We start from the raw sequence: 17,080 nt of genomic DNA on the forward strand, positions 1-17,080 counted from the left end.
CGCCAGAGCAAACCAAAGGTTTAACAAATTGTCTTTATTAACACCCAAGGTGTGACTATGTCTTCCAAGATAAACTGGCTAATGGAACATACTTTACCGGGCTCGCTGGTCTTGCAACCGTGGTTAACGCGTCACGGCATAGGCTATTCACTGACCCAGAAATATGTTGCCAGCGGCTGGCTGAGCAAGCTTGCCCCAGGGGTATACGTGCGCCCAGCAGCCGGCACCACCCCGGCGCCTAACTCGGCAGATGCTCTCCAGGCGCTGACCGAACAGCTAAATTTACCTGTACACCTTGCCGGCTTGAGCAGTCTGGCGCAGCAGGGTCTCAGCCATTATTTATCACTAGGGCAGGAAGCGATCTGGGTCGGCGTGGGAAATAGACAGTCTCTCCCCAAATGGTTTCGTGAACTCCCGGGTCAGGAGTGGCGCTACTGCGGCAATTACAAACTGACCGGCCTGTCAGCCGATGATTTCACGATACTGACGGTCGATGGACGGAAAGTAAAAGCCAGCAAACCGGAGCTGGCTGCCTATGAAGTAGCAGATGCCGTTGGCGACTACATCAGTTTTGAACACGCGGCGGAGCTGTTCCAGGGGCTGGTCAATTTAAGCCCACGCAAGGTTCAGGCATTGCTCGAGCGCAGCCGCGCTGTCCAGACCAATCGCGTGTTCCTGTTCCTGAGCCATCAGTCCGGGCATCAATGGACCAAACGTCTCGATGAGTCCCGGGTGACGCTCGGTTCCGGCAAGCGCCAGGTAGTGACCAATGGGCGCTACGATGAGCGATATCAAATAACCGTGCCCCCTTCTCTGGCGACAAGCGAGCAACCCAGGCATGGATAAATCCTCGGTCTATTATCGGCAGGTCGCTCTGCTGCTCAGAACGCTGCCGATTGTCGCCGAGCAGAACGTTTTCGCGCTAAAAGGCGGCACCGCCATTAATCTGTTCATACGCGATTTCCCTCGCCTGTCAGTGGATATAGATCTCGCCTACTTACCCCTGGAGCCACGGGATGCGGCCCTGCTGAATGCTCGCGCAGCGCTGCAACAGATAGTTGCCAGGGCGAAGACGCAGCCGATGTTGAACGCATCACTGCAAGACAATAAGCCGGATGAGCTCAGGGTGATCGTTAGCAGTGGCGACGCGGTAATCAAGATCGAGGTATCGCCTGTGGCCAGGGGTACGCTGCATGAGCCAACAGCCCTCCCCGTGGTAGCTGCTGTTGAGGATGAATTTGGTTATGCCGAAATTGCTGTAGTGAGCCTTCCGGACCTGTATGGCGGCAAACTGTGCGCCGCGCTGGATCGGCAACACCCCCGCGATCTGTTTGATGTGTATATGCTTTTACATCACGAAGGGATTACCCGAGAGGTCTTTACCGGATTTCTGACCTATGCACTGGGACACCCACGGCCCATCCACGAGCTCATGGCCCCGCGCTGGAAGGCGCTGACCAGAAGCTACCAGGACGAGTTCGCAGGAATGACCAATACGGCTGTCACACAGGCGCAGCTCGAACTAACCCGAACAGACATGGTGAATGCCCTGCAGGTGCACTTCACCGAGCGTGATCGCGATTTTTTACTGTCATTCAAGCGCGGCACGCCTGATTGGGGTTTGTTTGATGAGCCGGCAGCAGCTCAGTTACCTGCTGTGCGCTGGAAGCTGATGAATATAGAAAAGCTCGCAACCAACGCAGCCCGCCATCAACACCAGATTGCTCTGCTCGAATCCGTATCGAACCAATGGCTCGCCGGGAATCAATAGCGCCAACGTTTGGCCCTTGAAGGCAATGCTGGCACTATTGGATCACCTGAACAAATACGCACGTTTTAGATAGTGCTTTCTGCTCCGCAGAAACTGTAGTCATTGAGGAAGGGAGTACCCGATGAGTTTCAACGAAGCCAAGCTGGAGCAGGCAATAATTGAATTGCTGGCCCAGCAGGGTTACCCGCATTTCACTGGCGACAGCATTCAGCGCACCAGCAACAGCGAAGTACTCATCAAGGGTGACCTGCGCCAGTTTCTGGCTGCGCAGTATGCTGGCGACAACATCACCGCGGCCGAGATTGAATCGGTGATCCAGCAGCTGGAAAGCCTGTCGGCGCTGGATCTATATGACTCCAACAAAACCATTCACAAGCGTGTGGCCGATGGTTTTCTGCTCAAACGCGAGCACTCGCAGTACAGCCAGAAAGACCTCTATATTCAGCTGATCGACTACAGCGGCCTGCCCGAGCAGCGCGTGCCTGTGGAAGGTGAAGTGGAAACGCTAGTCGCTAACGCGCCCGCGGGCTACCACACCGGCAATATCTATCGACTGGTCAACCAGCTCACCATCGAAGGCACCGAGAAGCGCATTCCGGATGCGATCCTGTACGTCAATGGTCTGCCGCTGGTGGTGTTTGAGTTCAAGAGCGCAGTGCGCGAGAACGCCACCATCCACGATGCCTGGGTGCAGCTCACGACCCGTTATGTGCGCGATATTCCGGAGTTGATGAAATACAACGCCCTGTGCGTGATCAGCGATGGGGTGAATTCACGCATGGGCTCGCTGTTTGCGCCCTACGAGTTCTACTACACCTGGCGCAAGGTGACCGGCAGCGAGAGCATCGAGCAGGACGGCATCAATGCCCTGCACACCATGATCGAGGGGCTGTTTCATCCGGACCGGTTGCGCGAAGTCATCCGCCACTTCATCTACTTCCCGGATGTGTCGCGTAAGCAAGAGAAGATCCTCTGCCGCTACCCGCAGTTCTACGCCGCCAACAAGCTGTACGAGAACATCCGGCTGCATCGCAAGCCGCTGGGTGACGGCAAGGGCGGCACCTACTTTGGCGCTACTGGCTGCGGCAAGAGTTTCACGATGCTGTTTCTCACCCGCCTTCTGATGAAGAGCGTGGCGTTCGAGAGCCCGACCATTGTATTGATCACCGACCGCACGGATCTGGACGATCAGTTAGCTGGGCAGTTCACCAATGCCAAGGGTTACATCGGTGACCAGACGGTGGTCAGCGTGGAAAGCCGCGCCCAGCTGCGCGAGCTGCTCAAGGGCCGCAATAGCGGCGGCGTGTTTCTGACCACTATTCACAAGTTCACCGAAGACACCGAGCTACTGACCGGGCGCACCAATGTGATCGTCATATCGGACGAAGCGCATCGCAGCCAGGTGAATCTGGATCAGAAGGTACGGGTAACCGACCAAGGCGTAAAACGCACCTACGGCTTTGCCAAATACCTGCACGACTCCCTGCCGAATGCGACCTATGTGGGCTTCACCGGCACACCGATCGACGCGACCCTGGATGTGTTTGGTGAGGTGGTGGACAGCTACACCATGACTGAGTCGGTGAAGGATGAGATCACCGTGCGTATCGTCTATGAAGGCCGCGCGGCCAAGGTGGTACTGGACAACGAGCGGCTCAAGGAGATCGAAGCCTACTATGCCCAGTGCGCCGAGGAAGGCACCAGCGACTACCAGATCGAGGAAAGTAAGAAAGCCAGCGCCAACATGAAGGCCATTCTGGGCGATCCGGACCGCATCCAGGCGCTGGCCATCGACTTTGTGCATCACTACGAACGGCGCCTGGAGGAAGGCTCCACCATCAAGGGCAAGGCGATGTTCGTCTGCAGCAGCCGCGAGATTGCCTATGCCTTCTGGCAGCAGGTAGTGGCGCTGCGCCCGCAGTGGAATGAGGTACTAGCGGCCGAAGAAGGCGTCGAGCTGACCGATCAGGAGCGCAAGGAGATCAAGCCGATCGAGCGGCTCAAGATGATCATGACCCGCGGCAAGGACGACGAAAAAGCGCTCTATGACATGCTCGGCACCGCCGAATATCGCAAGGAGCTGGACCGTCAGTTCAAGAGCGGCAAGTCCAATTTCAAGATCGCCATCGTCGTGGACATGTGGCTGACCGGCTTCGACGTGCCCTTCCTCGACACCATGTATATCGACAAACCGATCCAGCGCCACAACCTGATCCAGACCATTTCGCGGGTCAACCGCAAGTTCCAGGGCAAGGAAAAAGGTCTGGTGGTGGATTACATCGGCATCAAGAAGCAGATGAATCTGGCACTGGCGCACTACAACAAGGCGGACCAGCAGAACATCGAAGAGATCAACCACTCGATCATCGTGGTGAAGGACCATCTGGATCTGCTCAACAAGCTGTTCCACCGCTTTGATGCCAGTCTCTATTACAGCGGTAGCCCGTTGGAGCAGCTCCACTGCCTGAACAAGGCGGCGGAGTATGCGCAGATGACCGACAAGATCGAGAAGCGCTTCATGGCGCTGGTAAAACGCCTGAAAGCCGCCTACGACATCTGCGCCGGCTCCGAGGGCGTCAGCCAACAGGAGCGTGACCAGATCCACTTCTATCTGGCCGTGCGCTCCATCGTGTTCAAGCTGACCAAGGGCAACGCACCGGATATTGCGCAGATGAACGCCAAGGTGCGCGAGATGGTCGCCGAGGCGCTGAAAGCCGACGGTGTGGAGGAAATCTTCAAGCTGGGCGAAGACGGCGCCGCCGAGATGGACATCTTCGATGATGACTACCTGGCCAAGATCGAGAAGATCAAGCTGCCCAATACCCGGATCAAGTTGCTACAACAGTTGCTGGCCAAGGCGATCGAGGACTTCAGGAAGGTAAACAAGACCAAGGGCGTCGACTTTGCCGAGAAATTCAAGGCGCTGGTGGATCATTACAACGAGCGCAACGAAGATGACGTGCTGGTCAGCAATGTGCTGGAGGACTTCTCCGACGAGATTGTCGATCTGATTCAGGCGCTGAAGAAAGAACGTGAATCCTACGCTGATCTGGGTATCGATCTGGAAGAAAAAGCCTTCTACGACATCTTGAAGGCGCTGGCCGTGAAGTACGACTTCACCTACCCCGAAGACAAACTGCTCACCCTCGCCGCTGCGGTCAAGGCGGTAGTCGACGACAAGGTGCAATACACCGACTGGAGTCAGCGCGCTGACATCAAGGCTGAACTAAAAGTCGGGCTGATCCTGATTCTAGCCAAGCACGGCTACCCGCCAGTGGATCGGGACGAGGTATACAAGGAGATCTTCGAGCAAGCCGAAAACTTCAAGAAGTACACCTCGGCGTAAGGCTTGCATGGTTAATGCTCCGTCTTGGTGTCGGCACTAACCTCGTTTATCGTGTCGAACTATCAAGCCGTTGAGCATTTCCGTACCGAATACCAAGGAGACAAGCATGAACACTGCATCAAGTCGGGGCTCTGAAATCCGCAGCGCACTGCAAGTGAACCCTAACCTTCCGGCAAGCGCTGAGCTGAAGCAGGAAATCGAGCGTCGTGTCGCTTTCATCAAGGATACTGTGCGCCGCTCCGGTACGCGGGCGCTGGTGTTGGGGATCAGTGGCGGTGTGGATTCGACGACTGGCGGCAAGTTGTGCCAGATGGCTGTCGAATCCCTTCGTCAGGATGGCTATGAGGCCACGTTTTATGCCATGCGTTTGCCCTATGACGTGCAGGCGGATGAACACCACGCGCAGGCAGCGCTGGATTTCATCAAGCCTGATCAGCTACGCACGGTGGACATCAAAGCGTCGGTCGATGCGATGATGGTCTGCTTTGCTGACGAGCCAGCTGACCCGGCCAAGCGTGATTTCGTCAAAGGCAACGTGAAGGCCCGCGCCCGCATGATTGCTCAATATACGCTGGCCAACTTCGTCAATGGTCTGGTGGTCGGGACTGATCATGCTGCTGAAGCAGTGATGGGCTTTTTTACCAAGTTCGGTGACGGCGCCTGCGATCTGGCTCCGCTATCCGGGCTGGTCAAAGGCCAGGTGCGGCGTATCGCTGCGGATCTGGGTGCGCCCGCTGACCTGGTGGGCAAGATACCCACGGCTGATCTTGAAGAGTTGGAACCAGGCAGGCCGGATGAGGACGCCCACGGAGTGACCTATGAACAGATCGATGCGTTTCTGCTCGGCGAGCCCGTTGATGAGGAAGCCGCGACGATCATCATCAGACAATACGATGCGACAGAGCACAAGCGGCAGGTGCCCTTGGCGCCTTGACCCGCAGCTGCTCGCCGTTGACGCGTCAGCCTTGGGCTGACGCGTTTCGTACTATCGACAAGGGCACCGGGCGTGCCTCGCGCTGCGCCAGGTAACGCGTGCAGCTAACGCGCAGAAACGAGGCGAAGTTCACCACTTCGCCTCGCAGCTCCATGATCTCCTCGTACAACTTGGTAATCAGCTGGTTGGTGGTCATGCCATCGACCTCGGCAATTTCCTGCAGTATCTGCCAGAACTGATTCTCCAGCCGCAGCGTAGTGACCACACCGCGTATGCGCAGCGAGCGGGATCGTGATTCATACAGAATCGGATCGGCTTTGACGTAGAGCTCACACATACGGCCACCACCTGGTTAAAGAGTTATCTGAGCGCCCAGCAGTTTGACGAATGCGGCCAGCCACGCGGGATGCGACGGCCAAGCGGGGGCTGTGACCAGGTTGCCCTGGACGTGGGCCTGATCCACCGGAATATCCATATAGATGCCGCCGGCCAGTTTCACATCCGGGCCGCAGGCGGGATACGCGCTGCATTCACGGCCTTCGAGCACCTCAGCCGCAGCCAGGATCTGTGCGCCATGACATACAGCGGCGATGGGCTTCTGGGCCTTGTTGAACTGCTGCACAATCTCGATGACCCGCTGATTCAGCCGCAAATACTCTGGCGCCCTGCCACCGGGTATTACCAGGCCGACGTAGTCTTCAACATTTACCTTGTCGAAATCGTAGTTCAGCGCGAAGTTGTGCCCCGGCTTTTCGGTGTAAGTCTGATCACCCTCGAAGTCATGGATAGCGGTCCGTACCGTGTCCCCTGCTTTCTTATCCGGGCACACCGTGTCTACCTGATAACCGAGCATGGTCAGCGCCTGAAACGGCACCATGGTTTCGTAGTCTTCGGTGAAATCACCGGCGAGCAACAATAGTTTCTTAGCGGTCATTTTTCGTCCTCCTATCAATAGTGAGGCCAGCATGCGCCGATATGACAGCCTGCGGGTAACAGGCGGCTACTACAATTGAACAGAGCGACTAGCGGCCCTTCAACGACCCCAGCAGCCCACGCATGATCTGTCTGCCGAGTTGTGTACCGATGGAGCGCATAGCGCTGCGCCCCGCCTGTTTGAAGAAGTCACCCACCACGGATTTTTCTGCCGCAGGCTTGCGCGGTTGTTTGGCTTCGGTCTGGCTGCGGGTGACGACGGTTTCTTCAGACAGTGCCCGTTCAGCCTGCTCTTGTAGAATCTCGTAAGCCGATTCACGGTCAAGCAACTTGTCAAACACCCCGGCCAGTACGGAGCGCTGCAACAGGACGCTGCGTTCCTGGTCGCTGATCGGCCCCATCTGGCTAGCAGGCGGGCGGATCAGCACGCGCTGTACGGGTGTGGGCACGCCCTTGGCGTCCAGCACCGATACCAGCGCTTCACCGACGCCCAGCTCGGTAATCACGGCCTCGGTATCCAGCTCCGGATTGCTGCGAAAGGTCTGCGCGGCGGTGCGCACGGCGCGTTGATCCTTGGGCGTGAACGCGCGCAGCGCGTGCTGCACCCGGTTACCCAACTGCCCGAGAATCGACTCGGGCACATCCAGCGGGCTCTGGGTGATGAAATACACGCCGACACCCTTGGAGCGGATCAGCCGTACTACCTGCTCGATGCGATCAACCAGGCTTTTAGGCGTGTCCTTGAACAGCAGGTGGGCTTCATCAAAGAACAGCACAAAACGCGGTTTGTCTGCGTCCCCCACCTCCGGCAGCTGCTCGAAGAGCTCGGACAGCAACCAGAGCAGAATGCTGGAATAGGCCATCGGGCTATCGCGGTACAGGCGCGCCGCATGCAGGATATTCACCACGCCTTTGCCGTGCAGGTCGGTCTGCATGAAGTCGTCGAGCGTGACGGCTGGCTCGCCGAACAGTTGATCGCCACCCAGGTTATCCAGGCTGAGCAGCGCCCGTTGGATGGCACCGATACTGGCCGGTGAAACGTTGCCGTATTTGGGGCCGATCTCGCTTCTGTTCTCGTTGATATACGCCAGCATGGCGCGGAAGTCCTTGAGATCGAGCAGCAGCCAGCCGTTCTCGTCCGCGACCTTGAACAGCACCTGCAGCACGCCGGTCTGTGTCTCGTTCAGGTTCAGCAAACGCGCGAGCATGATCGGACCAAAGTCGGCCATGGTCAGGCGCAGCGGGTGGCCGTGCTCGCCGTAGACATCCCAGAACACGGTTGGCGCGCCGCTCATTTGCAGATCATCGAGGCCAACCCGGGTGGCTCGCTTCTGCAAGCCATCGCTCATGACGCCATGCTTGGCGATACCGGAAAAATCACCCTTGATGTCCGGCACCAGCACCGGCACGCCCATATCGGAAAACGCCTGCGCCAACACCTGCAGGGTAATGGTCTTGCCGGTGCCGGTGGCCCCGGCGATCAGCCCGTGACGGTTGGCCATGCGTGGTTCAATGGCAACGCGCTGCTGGCTATTGGCGCCAAGCAACAGGGGCGGCAGGTTGGTATCGATCACGGCAATGCTCCGGAAGAATGATCGCCTGAGTGTAGCGAGCTTGAACCGCTCAGGTGAAGTGAATGTGCTGTCGCTGACCGCAACCAGCGCCTGTGGCCTACACTCAGGAATGACCCTGAATGGCCTTCGGGAGGGTTGCCCTCCCTACACATGACACGAGAGGAGATTCACCATGAGTTTAAGACTAGGCGATACCGCACCGGACTTCACCGTCGACAGCACCGCTGGCGAAATCAGATTTCATGACTGGGCGGGCGATTCCTGGGTATTTTTCTTCAGCCATCCGGCCGACTTCACACCGGTGTGTACGACCGAAATGGGCCGTACTGCCAAGCTTGCAGAGGAATTCGCAGCCCGCAACGTGAAGCCCCTGGGTTTGTCTACCGACACCGCCGCAGAGCACGTCAAATGGATTGAGGACATCAACGACACCCAGAGTTGTGACGTGCAATTTCCGATCGTTGCCGACTCCAATCATCAAGTGGCTGAGCTGTACGACATGATCCACCCGGGTGAAAGCGAAACCGCAACCGTGCGCAGCGTGTTCATTATCGACCCGAACAAGAAAATCCGCCTGACCCTGACCTACCCGATGGCTGTCGGCCGGAATTTTGATGAGATCCTGCGTGTGATCGACGCGCTGCAGACCGGTGACAAGAACCGTTGCGCGCTACCGGCTGACTGGCGCAAGGGAGACGATGTCATCATCCCGCCGTCCATCTCCAACGAAGACGCCAAGGACCTGTTCCCGCAGGGCTGGAATGAAGTCCGTCCTTATCTCCGCACTACCAGGCTTTAACCGGTTCGCGCGCTATTGCGATAAAACGAGGAAACGACAATGAAACAGTTACTGATAGCGCTGCTTGCCACGTTCAGTATCGGCATGAATGTCCAGGCTGAGGAAGCGATGGCTCTGACGCCCCAGGAAACCTATGACCTGGTTCAGAAACAGGGTGATCAAATCCTGTTTATTGACGTGCGCGATCCAGTGGAAATCATGTTTGTCGGCTTCACCGATACCGTCGATACAAACATTCCATTCATGCTGGTCGACCGCGAGGAATTCCTTGATGACAAGGCCCGGTTCGCCATGGAGACGAATCCGGATTTCCCCGCGGAGGTGGAAAAGGCTCTGGAAGAAAAAGGCCTCGACAAAGACGCGCTGATTATCACCATGTGCCGGTCCGGCTCGGGCCGCGGAAAGCCCAGTGCCGCTTACCTGATGGAGCGGGGTTTCACCAACGTGAAATATGTCGACCATGGGTTTCAGGGCGATAGCGCCAAAGAGGGCGAGAAGAAAGGCTTGAGAATCGTCAATGGTTGGCAGAACGCCGGGCTGCCCTGGTCGATGAGCATCAACCCGGAAAAGATTTACCGTCCGTAATACTGCTTCCCCACGAAGCACGAAACGGTAGCTTCTGGATCAGGCCTGAATTGTTCGACAACAATTCGGACACTCAGGCCTGTCCACTCAGAAGGTGAAGGTGCGCATCGCAGAGTTCAGCATCTGACCGGCCATTTCCGGCGGCGTGGCAACGCTTACGCCTTCGATCAGATCATCCTTGCTGTTGTCACTGTTGGGCAGGTACAGCGCGCAGACTTTTGCCTCACCACCCTGCTTGATCAAGCCGCGAAGCATTTGACCGGGCGTGACGTCTTTGGGCTTGAGCGTCGAGGCTTCATAGGATTTCAGGGCCATATCACCGGCCTTGTCACACAGCAGCACATTCACCTTGGCGCCTTGTTCGGCCATGGTATTGGCCAGGACCATCGCCATGCCCTGGGTTTGCAGGGACTCGCTGGAAAGGATCACCAGAACCTCTTCGATAGCACCCTCGCCGTTTTGGGCATGGGCGCCAAACGGGGCAACTGCGACCAGTGCGGCAACAGCCATGGCTTTCACAGATTTGATCATGGGGAAATTCCTTCTTTCAGTGGATGGGGTAACACCTCATCCATACTAGTCGGCGACTGGGGGTTCCTTCGGTGACAAAGTCACTTTCACCGAGGCAACCCTTTAAGCGCTCAACCAGACACGCCCGCCGCCCTGCCCCGCGCCGCATGCAGCTTCTTCAGGCTCTCGATCATCCGGTGATGCCTATCCAGCCCCTCCAGCTTCATGCTGGTGGGCGTCAAGCCAAAGAAACGCACGCTACCGTCCATCGATCCGATCACCGCGTCCATGCGCTCGTTACCAAACATACGGCGGAAGTTGTGCTCGTAGTCCTCCAGCGCCAGCTCGTCGTCCAGCTCAACTTCCAGCACCACATTCAGGGCCTGGTAGAACAACCCGCGCTCGACGGTGTTGTCGTTGAACTGCAGGAAGGTTTCGACCAGTTCCTTCGCCTCTTCATATTGCTGCAGCGCGGTATAAATCAGCAGTTTCAGTTCCAGAATGGTCAGCTGGCCCCAGGCGGTGTTGTCATCAAACTCGACGCCGATCAGGGTGGTGATGTCGGTGTAATCATCCAGCTCGCTTTCTTCCAGGCGATCGACCAGTGCTTGCAGGCTCTCTTCGTCCAGGCTGTGCAGGTTGAGGATGTCCTCGCGAAAGAACAGCGCCTTGTTGGTGTTGTCCCAGATCAGATCGTCAACCGGATACACCTCCGAATAGCCAGGCACCAGGATACGGCAGGCAGTGGCGCCCAGGTCTTCGTATACGGCGACGTACACTTCCTTGCCCAGTTCTTCGAGGATGCCGAACAGGGTCGCGGCTTCGGTAGCATTGGCGTGTTCGCCTTGCGCGGAAAAGTCCCACTCGACGAATTCGACATCCGACCTGGCGCTGAAGAACCGCCAGGACACCACACCGCTGGAATCGATGAAGTGTTCCACAAAGTTGTTTGGCTCGGTCACCGCCTGGCTTTCAAAGGTCGGCGCGGGCAAGTCGTTGAGGCCTTCGAAACTGCGGCCTTGCAGCAATTCGGTCAGGCTGCGCTCCAGCGCCACCTCAAAACTCGGATGCGCGCCGAAGGAGGCGAATACGCCGCCGGTGCGCGGGTTCATCAGGGTGACGCACATGACCGGGAATTTCCCGCCCAGCGATGCATCCTTGACCAGGACCGGAAAGCCCTGCTCTTCCAGCGCCTGGATACCGGCCAGAACGCCGGGATATTTTGCCAGCACAGTCTGCGGCACGTCGGGCAGCGCGAGTTCACCTTCGAGAATCTCGCGCTTGACCGCCCGCTCGAAGATTTCCGACAGGCACTGCACCTGCGCTTCGGCCAGCGTGTTGCCCGCGCTCATGCCGTTACTGAGGAACAGGTTCTCGATCAGATTGGAGGGGAAATACACCAGCTCACCGTCTGACTGGCGCACAAAGGGCAGCGAGCAGATGCCGCGCTCCATGTTGCCTGAGTTGGTATCGTACAGATGCGAGCCGCGCAGCTCGCCGTCGGGGTTGTAGATTTCCAGGCAATAGCCATCGAGGATCTCCGCCGGCAGTGCATCCTTGCGACCGGGCTTGAACCAGCGCTCGTTCGGGTAATGCACGAAGGGCGCATTGGCGATGTCTTCGCCCCAGAACTGATCGTTATAGAAGAAGTTACAGTTCAGCCGCTCGATAAACTCACCCAGCGCCGAGGCCAGTGCGGCCTCTTTGGTGGCGCCCTTGCCGTTGGTAAAGCACATCGGCGACTGCGCATCGCGGATATGCAGCGACCAGACGTTAGGGACGATGTTGCGCCAGGAGGCGATCTCGATCTTCATGCCCAGCTCGGCCAGAATGCCGGACATGTTGGCGATGGTCTGCTCCAGCGGCAGATCCTTGCCGAGTACCCGCGTGCCCTCGCCTTCCGCGGCCATGGGCATCAACAACGCCTGGGCGTCGGCGTCCAGATTCTCGACTTCCTCGATCACGAAATCAGGACCGGTTTGCACAGCCTTTTTCACTGTGCAGCGTTCGATGGAACGCAGAATGCCCTGACGGTCCTTAGCCGAGATATCCGCCGGCAACTCGACCTGAATCTTGAATATGTGCTTGTAGCGGTTTTCCGGATCAACAATGTTGTTCTGCGACAGGCGGATGTTGTCGGTAGGAATGTTGCGCGTGTTGCAGTACAGCTTGACGAAGTAGGCGGCACACAGCGCTGATGATGCCAGGAAGTAATCAAAGGGCCCCGGCGCGGAACCATCCCCCTTGTAGCGGATGGGTTGATCGGCCACCACTGTGAAGTCATCGAACTTGGCTTCAAGTCGAAGGTTGTCGAGAAAGTTGACTTTGATTTCCATAGGGGGGCACCAGAATGACGAGCAGGACGAATTGGCCGCCATTATCCGGCTTTTGAGCGGGAAGTCATGCGCTGGTGACCAGCTGCAGCCCCGCAACAGCGTTCGATCACTGTGAATTCCCCTCTAGGCTAGCCCGGGGCCCTGGGCTGCGACTTCAGCTGGTATTGCGTGTCCTCGCTCCGTATAGTTCGCGTGCTCCTTTTCAGTCCAACAGGCACATAAACGCAACTGTGCGGCATTGGGGCGTTCACAGTTTTGTCTGACATTCTCCGCGAATCCAGGCGCCGATCAGAGCAGCCAAGCCATGCGTTTACATCGATATATTGCTGAGAACATGGAAACCATCCTCAAGGAATGGGAGGACTTTGCGCGCAAAATTCAGCCAACTGGCGGCGATCTGGCTGTCATAGATCTCAGGGATCACGCGCATAAGATGCTGGACGTCATTGTCCGCGACATGGCCACGGAACAGAGCGAGTCAGAGCAAACAACGAAGTCGCAGGGCGACTGCCCCAAATCCGGCGTTGCCACCGCGGCTGAGGACCATGCTGAGGAGCGGCTGGGTGCTGGCTTCTCTATCCGTCTACTGGTCGCCGAATACCGCGCACTGCGCGCTAGCGTGCTGCGGCTGTGGCTCAAAAGCGAAGCATCACGCGCGCACAGTACAGAGCACGTGAATGACATGATTCGTTTTAACGAAGCGATCGATCAGGCACTGGCCGAATCGGTTACCCGTTACTCCGAATCCGTCACCGAAAACTCGGGTATTTTTGTTGGCATGCTCGGTCACGATCTTCGCTCTCCGTTACAGGTGCTGAGCTTTGGCGCGGCAAAACTGAAGAAAATGGAAGACGCCGAAAATATCGCAAACCCCTTGGGGGCGATGATGATTGGCAGCGTGCATCGCATGAAGGAAATGCTCGACAACCTGATGGACTTTACCGAAAGCCGCCTTGGTACAGGCCTGAAGATAAGTTTAGGCAACGCAGATCTGGCAGCCATCTCCCACCAGCTCGTCGAAGAATTTCGTTCCGTACATCACGAACACCGTTTTCAACACCTTGTGTCGGGCGATTGCACCGGCACCTGGGACCGACTGCGCGTCGCACAGATCTGCCAGAACCTTATCAGCAACGCGATGCAGCATGGCGTGGCGAGCGGGGAAATCGTGGTGGCCTGTGAGGGCAGCGAAGATAACGTCATTCTCACCGTCAAAAATGACGGCCAGCCTATACCGGTCTCACACCAGCAGGAGATCTTTGAGCTTTCCAACCGCAGGCATCATGCGCAAGACAACCCAAACAAGAACCTTGGGCTCGGCCTGTATATAGTCAGAGAGCTGGTCACGGCCCATAACGGCAGTATCCATGTCGAGTCTACCCACAGCGCCGGAACGATCTTCAGCGTAGTGTTACCCAGAGCGCCGAGTGACCTCGTTCGCTAAGACGCTGAAGGGGTCAAGGCACAGTGGCGGCAGGCGCTATTAATAGTTGCGAGCCCGACCCGCCACTGCCATCACCCAGCCCGCATTGCCGCATTGCCGCATTGCCGGGGCTGGGAATTCCCTACTCAGTTTGCATGCGTTAGCCTTGGTCAGATGCTCGCCTCCCGGGTGGTGTCGGGGGCTGTTTCGCGCAGACGATTGCGCCATTGCGACGCAGATTCGGTATTACCCGCCCCATCGGCGGCGCGCGCGGCGCCTTGTAGAGTGTTATAGCGGCCAGGCCAGGTTTGATCCGATCGTTCATAGGCGGCCAGCGCTTCGGTCGGGCGCTCAAGGGACAGCATCAAGTCGCCGAGGGCCTCGTAGGGTGGCAGTAGCGCGCCAGGGGTAACAGGATGCTTTTCTACTGTGGCTTCCAGCTCACCGGCGGATTCCATCAATTCGATGGCCCGTTCCGGGTTGCCTTCAGCGTGGGCGATCCATCCGGCGAGAATGCGGCGATCGACCTCCAGATAGACCGGAAAGCGCGCGTCGGCGGCTGACTTGGCCTTGTCCGCCAGGGCTTCGATCCGTTGTTCAGCTTCACGGGCGGCATCCAGATCGCCGGTGTGTACCGCGCCAAGACCGCGGGCAAACCAGCTCAGGCCGTCCGGCCAGGCGAAGTTATCCCACTTGATGTAATCAGGTTCGCGAGGCGTGATGGCCGCTGCGGTCTCCCAGTCACGCGCTTCGACAGCCAACCGGGCCGGGATAGACGCCAGGTGATAGGCCGCTGGAAAGTTACCCTCATGAGGCCCTTTGCTCTGGGCGGTTTCCCAGACGCTCGCCGCTGCCTTGTCCTCTCCGCGCTGGAGATGCCCGTAGACGAGATAGTCCACTGCGTGGATGTAGTGAAAGGATGTGGCGCCATCCTCTTTATGACTTTCTGCCACGTCAGCCGACCGGCGGTTCCATTCAATCGTCCGAGGCCAATCGCCCAGTCGCACATAAATGTGGGAAGGCATATGCAGGGCATGGGGTACGTCGGGGGCAATCTCCGTATAGGAATCCACAATCTCGGTCGCGTTCGCACCGCGGCCATCAGCGTCCGTTGCATGAATGGTGTAATGAACAGCACCCGGATGCGGGGGTTCAGTCTTCCAGGCGGCACGCAGCACTTGCTCTGCCTCGTCATGCAGGGCTTGCGAATTATCGGCGGAGAGGGCCAGCGTCAGGCGGGAAAGCGCATACAGCGTGGCAACGTTGATGTCCTCCGGAAAGGCCTGGTAGGCCTTCTCCATGCCGTCTATCCAGCCCGCAAGGCGCTCTCGAACCTGATCAGTGTCCGGTTCGAAGAAAGCCGCCGTGGCTTCAATCAGCAATTTCTCGCGCTCGTCTTCAACCGTTTCACGGGCTTTCTCGATGGCCTCCCTGCCCCGTGCAATCTCTGCCGCGCTCGGCGTTGTGCTCCACAGTGGCTGCAATACCGAGGTGGCGACGCCCCAGTGCGCTGCGGCGCAGTCTGGGGCTTTTTCGGTAATGGCTTTGAATTCCGTCCGCGCCTGGGTGTACATCATGTGATGCATCATCCCCAGTGCGTGATCGATGTCAGGACGCAGGTTCTCGGCACAATTGGCCTGGAAATTCACAGTACCAATGGCATCCTCGGCGCCCGCAGAAAGCGGAAGACTCAATGAGGCGGCGAGAACAGTAAGACGTAGATAGGAGTTCATGACATGCCTCCCATAGACAGTGAGGGATGGAGCCGGCATGCCATACAACCGGTCAGGAACTGAACAGCGTTACAACAGTGGTGGCCCTGCATGCACAGCTTACAACTGTGACGTTAGCTCGTTTTTGTCAGCACGGCGAGACGGCTATCCGTTGAGAGATGTTACCGCCTGATCCTCCTGCGCAATCGTCAGCGGATGTGTCGTAGTTTGAGGACGTTTACGCAGAAAGCACGCTATCCGTGGGCTTACCGGGCCTTGCCAGCCAATAACGCTCCAACCGGCCCTCCCTATTCTGATGGCATTGAGCATTCCCCCTCCGTATAGTCCCGTAGTCCCTCTCATCCCAGCAGCAACGCTCCGCATTTCTGTCGCGGCACAGCGCGCCAGCACATTTCCGCCTGACACTTTTTAGAATTTCAGGCACCGAACAGAGCCAAGCTATGCGTTTACACCAATTCATTTCCACGAATATGGAAGCCATCCTCAAGGATTGGGAGGACTTTGCCCGCAAAATCCAGCCAACCGGCGGAGATATGGACGTCATAGACCTCAGGGATCACGCGCATGTCATGCTCGAAGTCATTGTCCGAGACATGGCCACGGAACAGAGCGAATCAGAGCAAACAACAAAGTCGCAGGGCGACAATCCCCGGACAGGTGTCGCCACCGCTGCTGAAGACCATGCTGACGGGCGCCTGGGCGCTGGGTTTTCTATCTGTCTACTGGTGGCCGAATATCGAGCACTGCGCGCTAGTGTGCTGCGCCTGTGGCTCAGAAGCGAAGCATCACGCGCACCAGACAGCACCGACCACGTGAATGATGTGATTCGCTTTAACGAAGCGATCGATCAGGCACTCGCGGAATCGGTTACCCGGTACTCCGAATCCGTCACCGAAAACTCGAAGATTTTTATCGGCATGCTTGGCCATGATCTTCGCTCGCCGTTACAGGTGCTGAGTTTCGGTGCGGTGAAACTGCAGAAAATGGAGACCGCCGAGAACATCGTGAACCCCTTAGGGGCGATGATGATTGGCAGCGTGCATCGCATGAAAGAAATGCTGGATAACCTGATGGACTTTACCGAAAGCCGCCTTGGAACGGGCCTGAAGATAAGTTTTGGCAACGCCGATCTGGCT

The 17,080-nt window shown here is 57.6% G+C and carries 13 protein-coding genes; 7 read left to right on the forward strand and 6 right to left on the reverse strand.

The window, feature by feature from the left end; translation table 11 throughout:
• Window positions 1-57: 57 nt before the first annotated feature.
• From FHK95_RS04010 to nadE, 4 genes are all read left to right on the forward strand, one after another.
• Window positions 58-846 carry a type IV toxin-antitoxin system AbiEi family antitoxin gene (locus tag FHK95_RS04010; protein WP_150303332.1) on the forward strand — a complete coding sequence of 263 codons (789 nt, stop codon included), beginning with the start codon at window positions 58-60 and terminating at the stop codon, window positions 844-846.
• Window positions 839-1,771, forward strand: a complete 933-nt coding sequence (locus FHK95_RS04015; RefSeq protein WP_150303333.1) for a nucleotidyl transferase AbiEii/AbiGii toxin family protein — start codon at window positions 839-841, stop codon at window positions 1,769-1,771. The genes FHK95_RS04010 and FHK95_RS04015 overlap by 8 nt, the downstream gene beginning before the upstream one ends.
• Before the next feature lie 121 nt (window positions 1,772-1,892).
• Window positions 1,893-5,117 (forward strand): type I restriction endonuclease subunit R, encoded by a 3,225-nt coding sequence (locus tag FHK95_RS04020; protein ID WP_150303334.1) that lies wholly within the window; start codon window positions 1,893-1,895, stop codon window positions 5,115-5,117.
• 106 nt (window positions 5,118-5,223) lie between these two features.
• Window positions 5,224-6,051, forward strand: coding sequence for an ammonia-dependent NAD(+) synthetase (gene nadE, locus FHK95_RS04025; RefSeq protein WP_150303335.1), 828 nt, complete (start codon window positions 5,224-5,226; stop codon window positions 6,049-6,051).
• A 25-nt stretch (window positions 6,052-6,076) separates the two neighbouring features.
• Here the strand turns inward: nadE and FHK95_RS04030 are convergent, their stop codons facing one another.
• The 3 genes from FHK95_RS04030 to FHK95_RS04040 all read right to left on the reverse strand — a co-directional run bounded on the left by FHK95_RS04030 (window position 6,077) and on the right by FHK95_RS04040 (window position 8,558).
• The gene (locus FHK95_RS04030; RefSeq protein WP_150303336.1) at window positions 6,077-6,388 is read right to left on the reverse strand and encodes a ribbon-helix-helix domain-containing protein; all 312 of its coding nucleotides are present in this window, start codon (window positions 6,386-6,388) and stop codon (window positions 6,077-6,079) included.
• Window positions 6,389-6,403: 15 nt separating this feature from the next.
• Window positions 6,404-6,985: a DJ-1/PfpI family protein gene (locus FHK95_RS04035; protein WP_150303337.1), complete on the reverse strand. Its 582-nt coding sequence runs from the start codon at window positions 6,983-6,985 to the stop codon at window positions 6,404-6,406.
• 88 nt (window positions 6,986-7,073) lie between these two features.
• On the reverse strand, window positions 7,074-8,558 hold the full coding sequence (locus FHK95_RS04040) for a helicase HerA-like domain-containing protein (RefSeq protein ID WP_235906708.1): 1,485 nt from the start codon (window positions 8,556-8,558) through the stop codon (window positions 7,074-7,076).
• Window positions 8,559-8,730: 172 nt separating this feature from the next.
• Between FHK95_RS04040 and FHK95_RS04045 the strand changes: the two genes are divergently transcribed.
• Together FHK95_RS04045 and FHK95_RS04050 are read left to right on the forward strand one after the other, a co-directional pair.
• Complete coding sequence (locus FHK95_RS04045) at window positions 8,731-9,357, forward strand: peroxiredoxin (protein WP_150303339.1); 627 nt, start codon at window positions 8,731-8,733, stop codon at window positions 9,355-9,357.
• Between the two features lie 39 nt (window positions 9,358-9,396).
• Window positions 9,397-9,942 (forward strand): rhodanese-like domain-containing protein, encoded by a 546-nt coding sequence (locus FHK95_RS04050; protein ID WP_150303340.1) that lies wholly within the window; start codon window positions 9,397-9,399, stop codon window positions 9,940-9,942.
• Between the two features lie 87 nt (window positions 9,943-10,029).
• Here the strand turns inward: FHK95_RS04050 and FHK95_RS04055 are convergent, their stop codons facing one another.
• Window positions 10,030-10,473, reverse strand: a complete 444-nt coding sequence (locus FHK95_RS04055) for a DsrE family protein (protein WP_150303341.1) — start codon at window positions 10,471-10,473, stop codon at window positions 10,030-10,032.
• 110 nt (window positions 10,474-10,583) lie between these two features.
• On the reverse strand, window positions 10,584-12,788 hold the full coding sequence (locus FHK95_RS04060; RefSeq protein WP_150303342.1) for an OsmC domain/YcaO domain-containing protein: 2,205 nt from the start codon (window positions 12,786-12,788) through the stop codon (window positions 10,584-10,586).
• A 304-nt stretch (window positions 12,789-13,092) separates the two neighbouring features.
• Between FHK95_RS04060 and FHK95_RS04065 the strand changes: the two genes are divergently transcribed.
• Entirely contained in the window at window positions 13,093-14,232 is a 1,140-nt protein-coding gene (locus FHK95_RS04065; RefSeq protein WP_150303343.1) for a sensor histidine kinase, read from the forward strand.
• Window positions 14,233-14,381: 149 nt separating this feature from the next.
• Here FHK95_RS04065 and FHK95_RS04070 read toward each other — a convergent pair whose 3' ends face one another.
• On the reverse strand, window positions 14,382-15,944 hold the full coding sequence (locus FHK95_RS04070) for a hypothetical protein (RefSeq protein WP_150303344.1): 1,563 nt from the start codon (window positions 15,942-15,944) through the stop codon (window positions 14,382-14,384).
• Window positions 15,945-17,080: the final 1,136 nt, after the last annotated feature.

Source organism: Pseudomonas saliphila, from assembly GCF_008638345.1.
GTDB lineage: Bacteria > Pseudomonadota > Gammaproteobacteria > Pseudomonadales > Pseudomonadaceae > Halopseudomonas > Halopseudomonas saliphila.